The following is a 16,339-nucleotide window of genomic DNA, read 5'->3' as shown; positions in this document are numbered from 1 at the left end:
ACGAAGCATTAACTTTGAATATTCGCTAATTTTAACAGGATACATTGTTTGTTTTCACAGTCGAATAATATCAATATTTTCAAAAAAACTCGCTTCTTTAAAATAAATATTGATAGTCAAATTTTTAATATAAGAAAAACCCCACTCTTCATAAAGGTACTTACACAACAATCTACCGGCATTAATATGCAAGGCTTCTTATACTTCAATGCAGTTACCTGAGATGTTGGGCAAGATAAAAATACCCGAAGTGAAGATAGGTTCAAACACAAAAGAGTCGCGTTTATCAGACTAGATAGACTGAGAAACTTGGTAGTCGAAAGTTTTACTTAAGTATGAAAATTGTTGAGCTAATCCAAATTCTGAAGCCATACCAGAACCTGTTCCACCGCCCGCACTAAAGATATAGAAATACAAGCGCGATCGGTTAGCTTTAATCCCACAAGAGTCTACTAAGTAAGAATGAATATGACGCCAATCTTCGTTTATAAAGCTTCTGGTGTGTTTATTCAAAATGGTTTTGGCAAGGTATTGTCCCAAAATTGGCGCGTTACCAGCACCACCTGCATGCACTTCAGACAAGTCCATCAACTGAAGCTTTTTGTATTCATCTAAGAACTTTTGACGACCCGCTTGCGAGGAGTATTTGATTCGACCAGCGATATCTTTGTCCAAGTCACCAACCAACACCACCGGTTCAATTAAAAACGCAGGGTTGTCAGCGTTGCCACGATCTAATGGTAAATGGTTTTTGATCCAACGCATCGGTTTAAATTCACGCTCTGCGCAAACTGGTCTTGATACTCAATTTCATTGAGATAGTGAGTGCGCGAGTTATAAAGCAGAGTGGCGACATCTAGAGCAATGTTTGAGCCGCAGCGACCAAAAAAAAGGCGCCTGTTGGCGCCTTCATAAAGAGTTTAATGCTTACCAGCCGGTAATTTCACGGAGTGCTTTGCCTATATCGGCTAAGCTACGAACCGTTTTCACACCCGCATCTTCTAAGGCAGCAAACTTATCTGCTGCAGTACCTTTACCGCCAGCGATAATGGCACCAGCGTGGCCCATGCGCTTGCCAGGAGGAGCTGTAACACCCGCGATGTAAGATACAACAGGTTTAGTTACATTGGCTTTAATATATGCCGCAGCTTCTTCTTCCGCACTACCACCAATTTCGCCAATCATTACAATGGCTTCGGTTTTAGGGTCGTTTTGGAACATTTCTAGAATGTCGATGAAGTTTGAACCAGGAATGGGGTCCCCACCGATACCAACACAGGTAGATTGACCGAAACCTTCATCTGTAGTCTGCTTAACCGCTTCATAAGTGAGTGTACCAGAACGTGATACGATACCCACTTTACCTGCTTGATGAATGTGACCAGGCATGATGCCAATTTTACACTGATCAGGCGTGATAACACCTGGGCAGTTAGGGCCAATCATACGTGCACCGGCTTCATCTAGCTTCACTTTCACGTCAAGCATATCTAAAGTTGGGATGCCTTCAGTAATAGTGATGATGATTTTAATGCCTGCAGCAATGGCTTCTAAGATAGCGTCTTTACAAAATGGCGCGGGTACATAGATTACTGTAGCATCAGCGCCAGTAGCTTGTACTGCTTCACTTACGGTATTAAATACAGGCAGACCTAAATGCGTTTGACCACCTTTACCAGGTGATACACCACCCACCATTTGGGTTCCGTACTCAATCGCTTGTTCTGAGTGAAAAGTACCCTGTCCACCCGTGAAACCCTGACAGATCACCTTGGTATTTTTGTCGATTAAAATGCTCATTATTTGGCCTCCGCTGCTTTAACTACTTGCTCTGCAGCGTCAGTTAAGCTGGTTGCTGCAATAATGTTAAGGCCTGACTCAGCCAAACGTTGGGTACCTAATTCTGCATTGTTACCTTCAAGGCGAACAACAACTGGTACACTCACACCAACTTCTTCTACGGCGCCAATAATACCGTCAGCGATTAAATCACAACGAACAATACCGCCAAAAATGTTTACCAGTACAGCTTTCACTTTGTCGTCTGACAAGATGATCTTGAATGCTTCTGTAACACGTTCTTTAGTTGCACCGCCACCAACATCAAGGAAGTTGGCTGGAGAACCGCCATGTAATTGCACGATATCCATGGTACCCATCGCAAGGCCAGCACCATTTACCATACAACCAATGCTTCCATCTAGCGCTACGTAGTTTAGCTCCCATTGTGCAGCATGCGCTTCACGCTCATCTTCTTGCGAAGGATCGTGCATCTCGCGCAGTTTAGGCTGGCGATACATCGCATTTGAATCGATGTTAATTTTGCCGTCTAGACAGATTAAATCGCCACTACCAGTCACGACCAGTGGGTTAATTTCTAGCAAGGCTAAATCATGATCAGTGAACATTTCAGCTAAACCGATAAAGATTTTAGTAAATTGGCGAATTTGGTTACCTTCTAGGCCCAACTTAAATGCCAATTCACGCGCTTGATAGGCTTGAGGACCGACTAATGGGTCTATCGCCATTTGATGAATTAACTCAGGCGTTTCTTCAGCAACTTTTTCGATTTCCATGCCACCTTCAGTTGATGCCATAAACACCACCCGACGTGAAGCACGGTCAACAACAGCGCCTAAATACAGCTCATTAGCAATATCTGAAGCCTCTTCTACTAAGATTTTTGATACTGGCTGGCCATTAGCATCAGTTTGATAAGTCACTAAGTTTTTGCCTAACCATTGCTGGGCAAATGCTTTAATTTCTTCTTTATCAGACGTTACTTTTACGCCGCCGGCTTTACCGCGTCCACCTGCGTGAACTTGAGTTTTAACTACCCATGTAGTGCCAGGGATTTTGCCCGCAGCTTCAGCTGCTTCTTGTGGGGTATCACAGGCGTAACCTTCTGGCACTGGCAAGCCATAGTCGGCAAATAATTGCTTGGCCTGATATTCATGCAAATTCATGATGTTCTATCCATAGTGTTAGGGGATACATGTTAGGTGCTGCACACCTTTCCGAATAAGGGCCTGAAATTCAGGCCCAAAACAAACTTTTATTACACGTCGAGCAACAAACGTGTTGGATCTTCAAGTAACTCTTTAATGGTTACCAAGAAACCAACAGACTCTTTTCCATCTACCAAACGGTGGTCATAGGACAACGCTAAGTACATCATTGGTAGAATTTCCACTTGGCCATTCACAGCCATTGGTCGGTCTTGAATTTTGTGCATGCCTAAAATGGCACTTTGCGGCGGATTAATAATTGGCGTTGACATTAGAGAGCCAAATACACCACCGTTAGTAATGGTGAAGTTACCGCCGGTTAACTCATCTACGGTGAGTTTGCCATCACGGCCCTTAATTGCTAGTTCGCGAATACCTTTTTCGATATCGGCAACACTGAGCAAATCGCAATCACGCAGCACAGGTGTCACTAAACCACGCGGCGTTGAGACAGCAATGCTGACATCGAAATAGTTGTGGTAAACAATTTCATCGCCATCAATAGAGGCGTTAACTTCAGGGAAACGTTTTAGCGCTTCTACCACCGCTTTAACGTAGAACGACATAAAGCCTAAACGAATGTCGTGACGCTTCTCAAACACTTCTTGATATTGCTTACGCAACGTCATGATGGGTTTCATGTTAACTTCATTAAAGGTAGTTAACATCGCTGTGGTATTTTTTGCTTCTAATAAGCGCTCTGCAACACGCTTACGTAACCGTGTCATTGCTACACGTTTTTGGCTACGTGAAGATAGAGGCGCTTGTGGAGCGGCGTCTACTTTAGCTTTAGTTTCTGAGGCGGCTGGTTTAGCAATATGTGCTTCAACATCTTCTTTAGTAACACGACCACTTGGGCCAGTGCCTTTGATTGCAGATGCGTCGATGCCCTTCTCTGCCACCAACCGACGAACAGAAGGAGACAATTCGTCGCCGCTGTCTGCCGCGCTAGTGTCTGCAGTCTTGCTAGTCACTTCTTCGCCTGCAACTGCGCCTGCTTTCATTTTGCCGATCACTTGTTGTCCAAGAACCGTAGCGCCTTCTGCTTCGATAATTTCTTCTAAAACACCGGCTTCCATTGCTGGCACTTCAAGCACCACTTTATCGGTTTCGATATCAACAATAACTTCGTCACGCTCTACTGTATCGCCTGGCTGTTTATGCCACGTGGCAATCGACGCATCCGCTACTGATTCAGGTAGGTCTGGCACTTTTATTTCAATGCTCATTAAAGCTTCCTTTATTCTTTTTTATTCAACTGTCAACGCATCAGTAACTAGCGCGCGTTGTTGTTTCAAGTGAAGGGACATATACCCAACCGCAGGTGACGCAGATGCTGGTCGACCAGCATAACGTAAGTCTGCTCCGGCAGGGATTACCGATTTAAAATGATGTTGGCTACTATACCAAGCACCTTGGTTTAGTGGTTCTTCCTGACACCACACAAATCGTTCAACATGTTGGTACTGCTCAAAGATTTCTTTAACATCTTGGTCTGGGAATGGGTAGAGTTGCTCGATACGTATCAATGCTACGTCTGTTTGCTCATTCTTACGGCGCTGTTCTAGCAGGTCGTAATAAACTTTCCCCGAACACATGACTACTTGGCGAACTTGCGCAGGGTCTAACTCGTCAACTTCACCAATAGCATTGTAAAACTTACCGTCGGCTAACTCCTCAAGACTAGACACCGCTAGTGGATGACGTAGCAAAGACTTAGGTGACATAACTACCAACGGACGACGCATAGGGCGAACCTGTTGACGGCGTAACATGTGGTAAACCTGAGAAGGGGTCGAGGGCACACATACTTGCATATTGTGCTCGGCACAAAGTTGTAAGTAACGCTCTAAACGCGCAGATGAGTGCTCTGGCCCCTGCCCTTCATAACCATGAGGAAGCAACATCACTAAGCCACACATACGGCCCCATTTTTGCTCACCAGATGATAAGAATTGATCGATAACCACTTGGGCACCATTGGCAAAATCGCCAAACTGTGCTTCCCAGATGACTAAGGTTGAAGGCTCAGCAGTCGTGTAACCATATTCAAAAGCGAGCACCGCTTCTTCAGATAACACCGAATCAAACAGAGCTAAATGGCCTTGCTCTTCAGATAAATTCTTCAACGGCACATAGGTAGAAGCATCAGTTTGATTATGTAATACCGCATGGCGGTGGAAAAAAGTTCCCCGACCTGAATCCTGGCCTGTAATACGAATATTTTGCTTTTCATCAAGCAAGCTCGCATACGCTAAGTTTTCGGCAAAACCCCAATCAACCGGCTTTTCGCCGCGAGTCATTAGGCCTCGGTCATCATTGATTTTGCGAACTCGCGGATGTAAAACGTGTTCTTCAGGTAATGTAGTCAGACGCTCGCCTAAGTCCTGAACAGCTTGAATAGACAGCGACGTATCGTAGTCCATATCCCATTCGTGCCCTAAGTATGGTCGCCAGTCAACACTGTGCTCAGTCATTGGACGCCATTCTTCAACGACGCAATCACCATTATCAAGCTGATCGCGATAGCCATTAACCAATGCGGTAGCGTCAGCACTTTCCAACTGACCGCGCTCGATCATAATGTCGGCATACACTTTACGCGGCGTAGGATGTTTCTTAATTTTTTGATACATCAAAGGCTGCGTTGCATTAGGCTCATCGGCTTCATTGTGACCATGACGTCGGTAACATACTAAGTCGATAACTACATCACGTTTAAAGGTATTGCGGTAATCAAGGGCCATTTGGCTAACAAATGCTACCGCTTCAGGGTCATCACCATTTACATGGAAAATAGGCGCCTGAACCATTTTGGCAATATCAGTACAATATTGAGTAGAGCGCGTATCTCTTGGATTAGACGTAGTGAAACCAACCTGGTTGTTGACCACGATTCGAACCGTACCACCAACTTTAAAGCCACGAGCTTGTGACATATTAAAAGTTTCTTGTACTACGCCTTGACCCGCGATAGCCGAGTCACCATGGATAGTAATCGGTAAGCAGTTTTCACCCGCGCGGCGATCTTGACGAGCACGAACTGACCCCATAACCACCGGATTAACGATCTCTAAGTGAGATGGGTTAAACGCCAATGACATGTGTACGTTACCGCCGGGGGTCGCAAAATCTGAACTAAACCCTTGGTGGTACTTAACATCACCAGTGCCCCAAGTTTCATCGTGCTTTTTACCGGCAAACTCATCAAATAGCTCTGATGGATTTTTACCTAATACGTTAACCAGTACATTGAGACGCCCGCGGTGAGCCATGCCCACCACCACTTCTTTGGTTCCCTGAATACCAGCAGAACGAACAATTTCTTTGAGCATCACCAAAAGGCTATCACCGCCTTCTAAAGAAAAGCGTTTTGCCCCTGGAAATTTTGCGCCTAAGTATTTTTCAAGGCCTTCAGCAGCGGTTAAGCTTTTCAAAAAGCGTACTCGATCTTCTTGAGTAAATTCACCTTGACCTTCTACCGACTCTAAACGGCTTTGGATCCAGCGTTTTTCGTCAGTATCGGTAATGTGCATATACTCGGCACCGATAGAGCCACAATAAGTTTTCAGTAAAGACTTATGAATGTCTTTAAGCGCCATGGTGTCTTTACCAATAGCATAAGAACCTACGTTGAAGGTTTCTTCGAAATCTGCACTATCTAAGGCGTGAAACTCGGGAGACAAATCAGCAACACGTTCTTGCTGCCAAAGACCTAGAGGGTCTAATTGGGCATGTTGATGGCCACGGAAGCGATAAGCATTAATCAACTGCAATACTTTAACTTGCTTGGCGCCGTGTTGTGGATCTTCTACCGGAGAACTAAATCGTGATGTGTCTTTCGCTAAACGACGAAAATAATCACGGATAGGAGCGTGAGGGGTGTCTTCTACTGCACCATCTACAGCGGGTAAATCAGAGAATACCTGCTGCCATTCTTCTGATACAGACGAAGGGTCTTCTAAAAATGCCTCATAGAGGTCTTCAATATAGGTCGAATTAGCACCAGCTAAATGCGAGGACTCTAGCCAGGCCTTCATTACGCCATTTTGCATTTAAACGCTATCCCTTTCTTTTCTACGTCACTATTTGACTTAATAGGGTTTGATAAAAAAATAGCCATTCTACCGAGGTAAAATGGCTATTTAGAAGCAGTTAATAAAAAAATTAACTATTTGCTAAACAGCCCGTTTTATCAGCATCGATTTAATGTGACCGATAGCTTTTGTCGGGTTTAATCCTTTAGGACAAACACTTACACAATTCATGATGCCATGGCAACGAAAAACGCTAAATGCATCATCTAATTCTGCTAGGCGTTCATCTGTTGCTGTATCACGACTATCAGCCAACCAACGATAAGCGGCTAACAAGCCAGCTGGGCCAACAAATTTGTCGGGATTCCACCAAAAAGATGGGCAAGAAGTAGAACAACATGCACAAAGGATACATTCGTACATACCATCTATCTTTTCGCGCTCTTCTGGGCTCTGTAAATGCTCACGAGCCGGTGGAATTTGCTCATCATTAATCAAAAATGGCTTAATGCGAGCATAGTTATCATAAAACTGCCCCATATCCACAACTAGGTCGCGGACTACAGGTAGACCAGGAAGGGGGCGAATCACGATATCCCCTTTTCCTAAGAGATCTGACAGCGGTGTAATGCATGCCAAACCATTTTTGCCATTCATGTTGATACCATCTGAACCACAAACCCCTTCGCGGCAAGAGCGACGAAAAGCTATGCTAGGGTCTTGTTCTTTAAGTAAAATCAAAGCATCTAGTACCATCATATCAGAGCCCTCAGGGACCTCAAGCTGATATGACTTCATCTTTGGCTTTGCATCAGTATCTGGGTTGTAGCGGTACAAAGAAAAATTAACGTTCATTTGCCGCCTCCTTAATATGTGCGAATTTTAGGTTCAAATGCTTCACGTAGATTAGGTGACATATTCACCTCACGACGCCCCATGGACTCAGTATCTGGACTAAACAACGAGTGGCATAGCCAATTTGCATCATCACGTTCAGGGTAATCGAAACGACTATGTGCGCCACGGCTCTCAGTACGGAAATTAGCAGCATGGGCAGTTGCGATAGCCGTTGCCATAAGATTATCTAATTCCAAACACTCTACTCGCTGAGTATTAAAGTCTGTTGATTTGTCATCAAGACGCGCGTTTTCGAGACGTTTACGAATTGCTTGAAGCTCTTCGAGGCCCTGAGCCATCGACTCACCTTCTCGGAATACCGAAAAGTTAAGTTGCATACATTGCTGTAAGTCTTTACGAATTTGCACCGGGTCTTCACCGTCGGCCGTAGAGTTTTCCCAACGATTATAACGTGCCATAGCAGCCTCTAACTCTGCCTCTGTTGCGTCAACCATATTGATGTCATCATTGAGATACTCACCAAGGAACTTACCCGCAGCGCGACCAAATACCACTAAATCAAGTAGAGAATTACCACCAAGTCGGTTAGCTCCATGCACCGATACACAAGCAATTTCACCTACCGCAAATAAACCCGTAATAATTTCGTCTTCACCCTTGTCATTTTGGGTTATGGCTTGACCATTAACATTACACGGCACTCCCCCCATTTGATAATGACAAGTCGGAATAACAGGGATAGGTTCTTTAACTGGATCAACGTGAGCAAAGGTACGAGATAGTTCACAAATACCGGGTAAACGACTCTCTAAAACTTCTTCGCCTAAATGGTCAAGTTTGAGTTTAATGTGCGGACCCCATGGGCCTTCACAACCACGACCTTCTCGAATTTCAGTCATCATAGAGCGAGCGACAACATCACGACCGGCCAAATCTTTAGCATTTGGTGCGTAACGCTCCATAAAGCGTTCGCCGTCTTTGTTGAGTAGATAACCGCCTTCGCCACGACAACCTTCTGTCACCAATACACCCGCTCCTGCGATACCCGTTGGGTGGAACTGCCACATTTCCATATCTTGAATCGGTACACCAGCACGCAAGGCCATGCCTACGCCGTCGCCGGTGTTAATGTGGGCATTAGTAGTAGAAGCAAAAATTCGTCCTGCTCCGCCAGTCGCCAACACAGTGGCTTTGGCTTTAAAGTACACCACTTCACCGCTGTCGATATCCATTGCGGTACAACCGACAACATCGCCGTCAGCATTTTTCACTAAATCTAGTGCATACCATTCTGAAAAGATGGTGGTCTTTTTCTTAACATTTTGTTGATACAGCGTATGCAACAAAGCATGACCGGTGCGGTCTGCTGCAGCCGCTGTGCGCGCAGCTTGTTCACCACCAAACTCTTTAGATTGACCACCAAATGGTCGTTGGTAGATAGAACCGTCTTCGAATCGAGAAAAGGGTAAACCCATTTTTTCTAATTCAATGATGACTTCTGGGCCCACATTACACATATACTCAATAGCGTCTTGGTCACCAATGTAGTCTGAACCTTTCACAGTATCGTACATGTGCCATTGCCAATTATCTTTATGTGAATTGCCTAAGGCCACCGTAATACCGCCTTGGGCTGATACGGTGTGAGAGCGCGTAGGAAATACTTTAGATATAAGAGCGCAAGATTTGCCCTCTTCTGAAATTTGTAAAGCGGCACGCATACCTGCGCCGCCAGCGCCAATAACTACGGCATCGAATTCTCGAATAGTAATAGCCACTCGACCTACCCCCAAATAATAAACAAGCCACTAGCTACGTAAACAAGCGCTAGAACTGTTAAAGAAAACTGTAAACCCATTCGCAATGCCGCACATTTCACATAATCAGTGAGTACTTGCCATAAGCCAATCCAAGCATGGATGAGCATAGATAGCAGTGCTAGCAGTGTGAAAACTTTGGTTGGAAGCCAAGCGAAAAAACCACTCCAAGATTGGTAAGTCACGTCAGTACACGCAATAAAGCCAATAATATAAAGGGTGTATAAAGTTAAAATTATGGCTGTTGCGCGGATGAGCAAAAAGTCATGCACTCCACTTCGGCCAAATGTTGCAGCGTTAGTTACCATACGATTACTCCCATTATTAACGCTAATACAGCGGTGACAATGAATGAGATTTTAGCGCTAGACGAGGCACTGTCTAACTCTTCCCAATAGCCCATATCCATGATCAAGTGGCGTATTCCACCCACAATGTGATACATCAGCGCCGTTAAGCTTGCCCACAAGATTAACTTTACAAAGAAGTTATCCATTATAGACAGCACATTTGCAAAACCCTCTGCAGAGTGAAGGGACTCTGCGAGTAGGCCTAACAAAATAGCTAAGGCGAAGAAAGTAATCACACCGGAAACACGATGCAAGATGGATGCAATAGCAGTAATGGGAAATCTGATGGTTTGTAGGTCGAGGTTTACTGGTCTTTGTTTTATTTTCACGATTCTCTGCCCACTCAGGTCCTTGAGTATTATTATGATTATAAAGTCAGGCTCTGGACAGTGCATTGAGTTGCGATAATGTTAATTTTGTGAACTTAAGGCCTAAAACTAGACTAAAGTCTAAAAACCAACATTTCCATTGTGCAAAAAATGCTCGGACTAGCGCCACGCTTCGAATAAAGTATAACTCTCGCATAATACAAATACAATTAACATTTCCTTCATTTGGCTACTTTAACGCTACGAAACAGCCAACTTAAATCGTATTTTTAACATTTTCGATATAAGTACCCACAAATCACAACCAAGGCTAATTGACAATAGACCTAGTTCTGGGTCAGAATGTGCTGCGCTTTGTATCCAAAAAAACAATACAATTAGAATAAGCAAGGGAGACGTGCTATGGCTGACAATAAAGCCACCCTAACGCTACCAGGCCAAGAGGCATATGATTTGCCTATTATGTCTGGTACAGCAGGACATGACGTAATTGATGTTCGAACACTAGGTAAGAAAGGGTATTTTACCTTTGACCCAGGTTTCTTAGCGACCGCTTCATGTGAATCAAAAATCACCTACATCGATGGTGAGCAAGGCATTTTGTTGCATAGAGGTTACTCTATCGAAGACCTAGCAAAACATGCTGATTACCTTGAAGTTTGTTACATTCTATTATTCGGCGAGCGACCAAACGTCGAGCAATACGAAAAATTCAAAACCACCGTCACTCGCCATACTATGGTGCATGAACAGCTGATTCACTTTTTCCAAGGCTTCCGTCGTGATTCACACCCAATGGCTATTATGGTTGGTGTGGTTGGCGCATTATCTGCGTTTTATCATGACTCAATGGATATCACCAACGAACGCCACCGTGAAATCGCGGCTTACCGCTTGATTTCAAAAATGCCGACTCTTGCTGCAATGAGCTACAAGTATTCAGCAGGACAACCCTTCGTTTATCCTCGCAACGATTTAAGCTACGCAGCAAACTTCCTTAATATGATGTTTTCAGTACCTACTGAAGAATATAAGGTGAGTGCTGTTGTAGAAAAAGCCATGGACCGCATTTTTACCCTACATGCAGACCATGAACAAAATGCTTCAACTTCTACGGTTCGTTTAGCGGGCTCTTCTGGTGCAAACCCATTTGCTTGTATCGCTGCTGGCATAGCCTGTCTATGGGGTCCTGCTCACGGTGGAGCTAATGAAGCTTGTTTGAACATGCTCGAAGAAATTGGTTCGGTAGATCGCATACCAGAATTTATTCAACGTGCTAAAGACAAGAATGACCCGTTCCGTTTAATGGGCTTTGGTCATCGGGTTTACAAAAACTACGATCCACGCGCTACCGTTATGCGTGAAAGTTGTCATGAAGTACTCAACGAACTAAACATTGATGATCCATTATTGGATGTAGCAATGGAATTAGAACGTATCGCGTTGTCTGACCCCTACTTCAAAGAGAAGAAGTTATTCCCTAATGTTGACTTCTACTCAGGCATCGTTTTAAAAGCGATCGGCATTCCAGTCAGTATGTTTACTGTGATTTTTGCTCTTTCTCGTACCGTGGGCTGGATTGCACACTGGAAAGAAATGATGGAAGAGTCTACGCAACGCATTGGTCGACCAAGACAGTTATATACTGGCGAACCTCAACGACCATTTAAGTAGAAAAACTACTTTACTAAGCGCTTAATACAAAAATCCGAAACATTTGTTTCGGATTTTTTATACGTTCAAATAGTTAAACAATGCTATGACTACTTAGGTTTATGACCTAACTGGTAACTGCCATTAGACAAAAACTGAGCCACTTCGCTGCGTTTTTTTGCAATAAGTAAAGCCCCATCATCCATGAACAAAAAGTTTTTCCAACACCGCTTAAATACATCCCAAGTGGTTTCAATCACTGAGCGCTGATCATTACAATAATAAACCACTGTGTTATCTTGCCACTGTAAATGCTCAAGTAACTCATCGGGAAGTGACTTTTGCTGGCTATCCCAGACATCTTCCCAATTACCCTGTTCACTCCATGTGTCTAGGCTAAAAGCCCAATCACCTTTTTTAAAAAAGTCGGGGTGGTCTACCTGCTTACTCACCAGATCTTTCCATAGAACAGCCGCTCGTTCTTCGGTCATAGGTTTAATCGCTGTGGTATCGTCTTCGCTGATAGGTAGGTCGGTTCGGCGAAATATCCACGCTTTTTTGTGTTCACTTAAGGCAATATAATTCATTCGTTCTCTAATATTGGTGACAGAAAAAACCAAAGATCAGCTCAATAGCGTTTGCCGATATTTAGCTTAGTAAGGCACGTACTTTTTCTAAATCTTCCGGGGTGTCAACGCCATGAGCGGGTGTTTCAATGGCGGTTGCCATCTTTATTTTATAACCATGCCACAACACCCGTAACTGCTCTAACTTTTCCATCTTTTCTAATGGTGAAGGAGTGAGTTTCAAATACTCGCCGACGAAATGGGCGCGATAGGCATAAATACCGATATGGCGAAAATGCGAACCTATTTGCCAGTCGCCATCACGTTCATGCGGCACTGCTGCTCGACTGAAATATAAAGCATGCTCTTGTTTATCACAAACAACCTTCACCACATTGGGATCGTGAATATCAGTATCATGAGTGATGGGTACCGATAAACTTGCCATCTTCACATCCGGAGCAGCGTCTAATAAACCTGCAACCTGACTAATAACAGCCGGTGGAATGAGAGGCTCATCGCCTTGTACATTAACGACAATTGTATCGGCATCAAATGCTAGCTTGTCACACACCTCAGCTAAGCGCTCTGTACCTGACTCATGAGTTGCTGCGGTCAATACCACTTCAGCACCAAAACGTTGTGCTTCAGTAACGATACGTTGGTCATCGGTGGCAATGACCACCCGTTCAGCCCCTGATTGACAAGCTTGAAGATAGACCCGCTCAATCATGGTTTTTCCGGCAATGTCTTGCAAAGGCTTAGCAGGTAAACGGGTAGACTGGTAACGAGCAGGAATAACCACTACAAACTTCATTGAGGCAACTCACTGGCAGACATTTCTCGCGCTTCATCAGCCAGTAACACCGGGATTGAATCCTTGATAGGGTAAGCCAAGCGGTCAAATTTACAGACTAATTCATTATTCACTTTGTCGTAATGTAATTTACCTTTACACAGCGGACAAGCAACAATTTCTAACAAATTATGATCGACGGACATCAGTTTTTTCCTGTAATAAACTAAAGAATCGTTGATAAAAGCTCTCTGGCAACTTGCTATCAACTGGCAAATAATACCAATTTTCACCTGCGGATTGACGATATTTTATCGCATCTTTTTCAGTCATAATCAGTGTTTTATTGAAAAACTCTCGCTGCTGCTCAGGCTCCAGTCGTCGATGATCACTCAAGGCTAACTGTTCCGAGACCTCAATACCTAACTGTTTAAGCGATTCGAAAAAGCGCTTCGGATTGCCTATACCAGCGAACGCAAGATCTGCGAACGTTAAGTTGTCGGCCAAGCTATTATCGTTCACTCGTCTAATGGGGCAAGCTTGCAGTGTTAACTCAAAGCTGTCACTGGAAAAAGCCGGTTGTCCATTCGTCACTATCATATCTACCGAGCGAAGCCGAACTGGTGGCTCTCTTAAAGGTCCAGCCGGTAGACACAAACGATTACCTAAGCGTCGTTCAGCATCAATAACAGCAATTTCAAGGTCACGACCTAAGGCGTAATGCTGCATACCGTCATCACAAATAATTAGGTTTACGTCATGCTCAATTATAGCTTGGCAGGCTTGCGAGCGATTGGGGTCGACCACCACTGGACATTCTGTGCGTAGGTGGATGAGTAGAGGCTCATCCCCACAGTGCGCAGGCAAGCTATTTCTATCCACATTATAAGGATAACTGGGCGCTTTAGCTCCATAGCCTCTGCTGACGACTCCGGGGCGAAAGCCCTGCTGCTTTGCCGCCTCAACTAGCGCTAGCACTACCGGTGTTTTTCCGTTACCACCAACACTAATATTGCCTACAACGACTACAGGCACCTTGGCTTGGTAAACCTTTAGAATGCCGCATCGAAATGCTAAGCGACGAAGAGCGGTAACCAATCGGAACAAGTAACTCAGTGGTAGCAACAAGCCAGTTTTCACTGGGTGCTGCCTACATGCTTGGTACCAAAACTTCACTACTTCTCACCAAACTGAATTTGATGAAGCTGGTAATAAGTTCCTTTTATGTCCATCAACTCAGCATGGCTACCTTGCTCTACAATTACCCCTTCGTCTAGTACAACAATCATATCTGCGCTTTCAATAGTAGATAAACGGTGAGCAATGACGATAGCAGTGCGATCTGAACACACTCTATCGATAGCTTGTTGGATTTTACGCTCTGACTCGGTATCGAGTGCTGATGTCGCTTCGTCAAGAATCAATATTGGTGAATCCTTAAGTAAAGCACGAGCAATAGCGATACGTTGTCTTTGACCGCCAGACAACATGACGCCTTTTTCTCCAATCATCGTGTCATAACCATCTTCAAATTTTTCAACAAAACTTGAAACGTTGGCCATTTCAGCCACTCTTTCTATCTCTTCTCGGCTTGCACCGTCTTTGGCGTAACCGATATTTTCAGCAATAGTGCCACTAAACAAATGTACTGTTTGAGAAACTTGAGCAAATTGATTTCGTAGACTTTTTAAGCGGTAATCTTGAACAGGGAGGCCATCGATTAATACCGCTCCACTGGTTACTTCGTATAATTTAGGTAGTAGGCTTGCAATAGTGGTTTTACCGCTACCTGAACGACCCACTAGCGCCACCGTTTGACCAGCTTCAATATTTAAGTTTATTCCTTTTAATACCAATTCATTCTTAGTGGGGTATTTAAAAGAAACATCTTTGAAACAAATATCACCGTTAACCGCAGACACTTCATGCCTACCAGTATCTGTTTCGGTATCCATATCTAACACGGTAAATAAGCTAGTACAGGCAGCCATAGCCCGTTGTACATCATTATTTAGCTGGGTAATCACACGCAGAGGTTTGAGCAACATCATCATCGACGTGACGATAATAGTGAAAGTACCAGGAGACAGCTCGGCAACTAGCTCAGGTGACGAAGCGGCAAATAATACAATAGATAAACCAATCGACGCGATAAACTGCACCGCAGGGTTGGCAATCGCGCCTACCGTTGCCATTTTCATTTGTTGGCGACGAATCATATTGCTCGCTTCGTTAAAGCGTTGTTCTTCTTTGGGTTGCCCGCCAAAGGACAATATTTCACGATGGCCATTTAACATTTGTTCAGTAGTGGTGGTGACATTACCCACCGCATGTTGCAAATGCGTACTAATTTTACGAAAACGTCGACTGACCATGCTAATGGCAAAACCTACCGGAGGACCAATGACAAAAAAGATTAGAGATAGTTGCCAGCTGTTATAAAACATTAAGCATAACAAGCCAATTATGGTGGCGCTTTCTCGCACTAAGTTAACCAAGCTGGCGGTTGCAGCCGTGCTAACTTGGTTTGAGTCATAGGTAATTTTGGACAAAAGAGTTCCGGTCGGGTTTTTGTCAAAAAATGAAACGGGCATCAACATTAAGTGATTAAATATCTGTCGTTGGATCTTCATCACAAGGTGACCCCCCACCCAAGACATGCCATAACTACTGGCAAAGCCACATAGCCCACGTAGTAGTACAATGCCTAAAACAAAAATCGGCATATAAGTGAGTATTGCCGGGTTATTACCCGTCAGTCCTTCGTCTATAAGCGGCTTAATCGAATAGACAAATAAGGTATCTACGGCGCCATAACCAATCATGCCAATAATGGCAACTATCAAGCCAATCTTGCGATCTTTAACGTAGCTCAGTAGGCGCAGATAATTTGCTTTTGTATCGGTAGCTGTTTCTGGAATCATA

15 protein-coding genes are annotated in these 16,339 nt (G+C 44.1%); 1 reads left to right on the top strand and 14 read right to left on the bottom strand.

Annotated elements, in window-relative coordinates:
• Nucleotides 1-291: 291 nt before the first annotated feature.
• The 9 genes from ACVFI8_RS20285 to sdhC form a co-directional block, all read right to left on the bottom strand.
• Entirely contained in the window at nucleotides 292-765 is a 474-nt protein-coding gene (locus ACVFI8_RS20285; RefSeq protein WP_248711781.1) for a hypothetical protein, read from the bottom strand.
• A gap of 162 nt (nucleotides 766-927) precedes the next feature.
• Nucleotides 928-1,800, bottom strand: coding sequence for a succinate--CoA ligase subunit alpha (gene sucD / locus ACVFI8_RS20280; protein WP_248711782.1), 873 nt, complete (start codon nucleotides 1,798-1,800; stop codon nucleotides 928-930).
• A complete protein-coding gene (gene sucC, locus ACVFI8_RS20275) occupies nucleotides 1,800-2,966 on the bottom strand; it encodes an ADP-forming succinate--CoA ligase subunit beta (RefSeq protein WP_248711783.1) in 1,167 nt (388 codons plus the stop codon). Before sucC ends, sucD begins: the two co-directional genes overlap by 1 nt.
• A 92-nt stretch (nucleotides 2,967-3,058) precedes the next feature.
• Complete coding sequence (odhB, locus tag ACVFI8_RS20270; protein WP_248711784.1) at nucleotides 3,059-4,237, bottom strand: 2-oxoglutarate dehydrogenase complex dihydrolipoyllysine-residue succinyltransferase; 1,179 nt, start codon at nucleotides 4,235-4,237, stop codon at nucleotides 3,059-3,061.
• A 21-nt stretch (nucleotides 4,238-4,258) separates the two neighbouring features.
• Entirely contained in the window at nucleotides 4,259-7,063 is a 2,805-nt protein-coding gene (sucA, locus tag ACVFI8_RS20265) for a 2-oxoglutarate dehydrogenase E1 component (protein WP_457872488.1), read from the bottom strand.
• A gap of 123 nt (nucleotides 7,064-7,186) precedes the next feature.
• Nucleotides 7,187-7,900, bottom strand: coding sequence for a succinate dehydrogenase iron-sulfur subunit (locus ACVFI8_RS20260; protein ID WP_248711786.1), 714 nt, complete (start codon nucleotides 7,898-7,900; stop codon nucleotides 7,187-7,189).
• An 11-nt stretch (nucleotides 7,901-7,911) separates the two neighbouring features.
• A complete protein-coding gene (sdhA, locus tag ACVFI8_RS20255) occupies nucleotides 7,912-9,681 on the bottom strand; it encodes a succinate dehydrogenase flavoprotein subunit (protein WP_457872487.1) in 1,770 nt (589 codons plus the stop codon).
• Between the two features lie 5 nt (nucleotides 9,682-9,686).
• A complete protein-coding gene (gene sdhD, locus ACVFI8_RS20250) occupies nucleotides 9,687-10,028 on the bottom strand; it encodes a succinate dehydrogenase, hydrophobic membrane anchor protein (protein WP_248711788.1) in 342 nt (113 codons plus the stop codon).
• On the bottom strand, nucleotides 10,022-10,465 hold the full coding sequence (gene sdhC, locus ACVFI8_RS20245) for a succinate dehydrogenase cytochrome b556 subunit (RefSeq protein ID WP_248711789.1): 444 nt from the start codon (nucleotides 10,463-10,465) through the stop codon (nucleotides 10,022-10,024). The genes sdhD and sdhC overlap by 7 nt, the downstream gene beginning before the upstream one ends.
• A 336-nt stretch (nucleotides 10,466-10,801) precedes the next feature.
• Between sdhC and ACVFI8_RS20240 the strand changes: the two genes are divergently transcribed.
• The gene (locus ACVFI8_RS20240; RefSeq protein WP_248711790.1) at nucleotides 10,802-12,073 is read left to right on the top strand and encodes a citrate synthase; all 1,272 of its coding nucleotides are present in this window, start codon (nucleotides 10,802-10,804) and stop codon (nucleotides 12,071-12,073) included.
• 89 nt (nucleotides 12,074-12,162) lie between these two features.
• On the opposite strand, the gene ACVFI8_RS20235 is transcribed toward ACVFI8_RS20240, so the two are convergent.
• From ACVFI8_RS20235 to msbA, 5 genes are all read right to left on the bottom strand, one after another.
• A complete protein-coding gene (locus tag ACVFI8_RS20235) occupies nucleotides 12,163-12,639 on the bottom strand; it encodes a DUF2947 domain-containing protein (protein WP_248711791.1) in 477 nt (158 codons plus the stop codon).
• Nucleotides 12,640-12,700: 61 nt separating this feature from the next.
• Complete coding sequence (gene kdsB, locus ACVFI8_RS20230; protein ID WP_248711792.1) at nucleotides 12,701-13,435, bottom strand: 3-deoxy-manno-octulosonate cytidylyltransferase; 735 nt, start codon at nucleotides 13,433-13,435, stop codon at nucleotides 12,701-12,703.
• A complete protein-coding gene (locus ACVFI8_RS20225) occupies nucleotides 13,432-13,620 on the bottom strand; it encodes a Trm112 family protein (RefSeq protein ID WP_248711793.1) in 189 nt (62 codons plus the stop codon). Before ACVFI8_RS20225 ends, kdsB begins: the two co-directional genes overlap by 4 nt.
• Complete coding sequence (gene lpxK, locus ACVFI8_RS20220; RefSeq protein ID WP_457872485.1) at nucleotides 13,604-14,590, bottom strand: tetraacyldisaccharide 4'-kinase; 987 nt, start codon at nucleotides 14,588-14,590, stop codon at nucleotides 13,604-13,606. The genes ACVFI8_RS20225 and lpxK overlap by 17 nt, the downstream gene beginning before the upstream one ends.
• Nucleotides 14,590-16,338, bottom strand: coding sequence for a lipid A export permease/ATP-binding protein MsbA (msbA, locus tag ACVFI8_RS20215; RefSeq protein WP_248711795.1), 1,749 nt, complete (start codon nucleotides 16,336-16,338; stop codon nucleotides 14,590-14,592). Before msbA ends, lpxK begins: the two co-directional genes overlap by 1 nt.
• Nucleotide 16,339: the final 1 nt, after the last annotated feature.

The organism is Agarivorans sp. MS3-6 (assembly GCF_054112545.1).
This window is presented reverse-complemented; position numbering and strand designations above follow the sequence as displayed.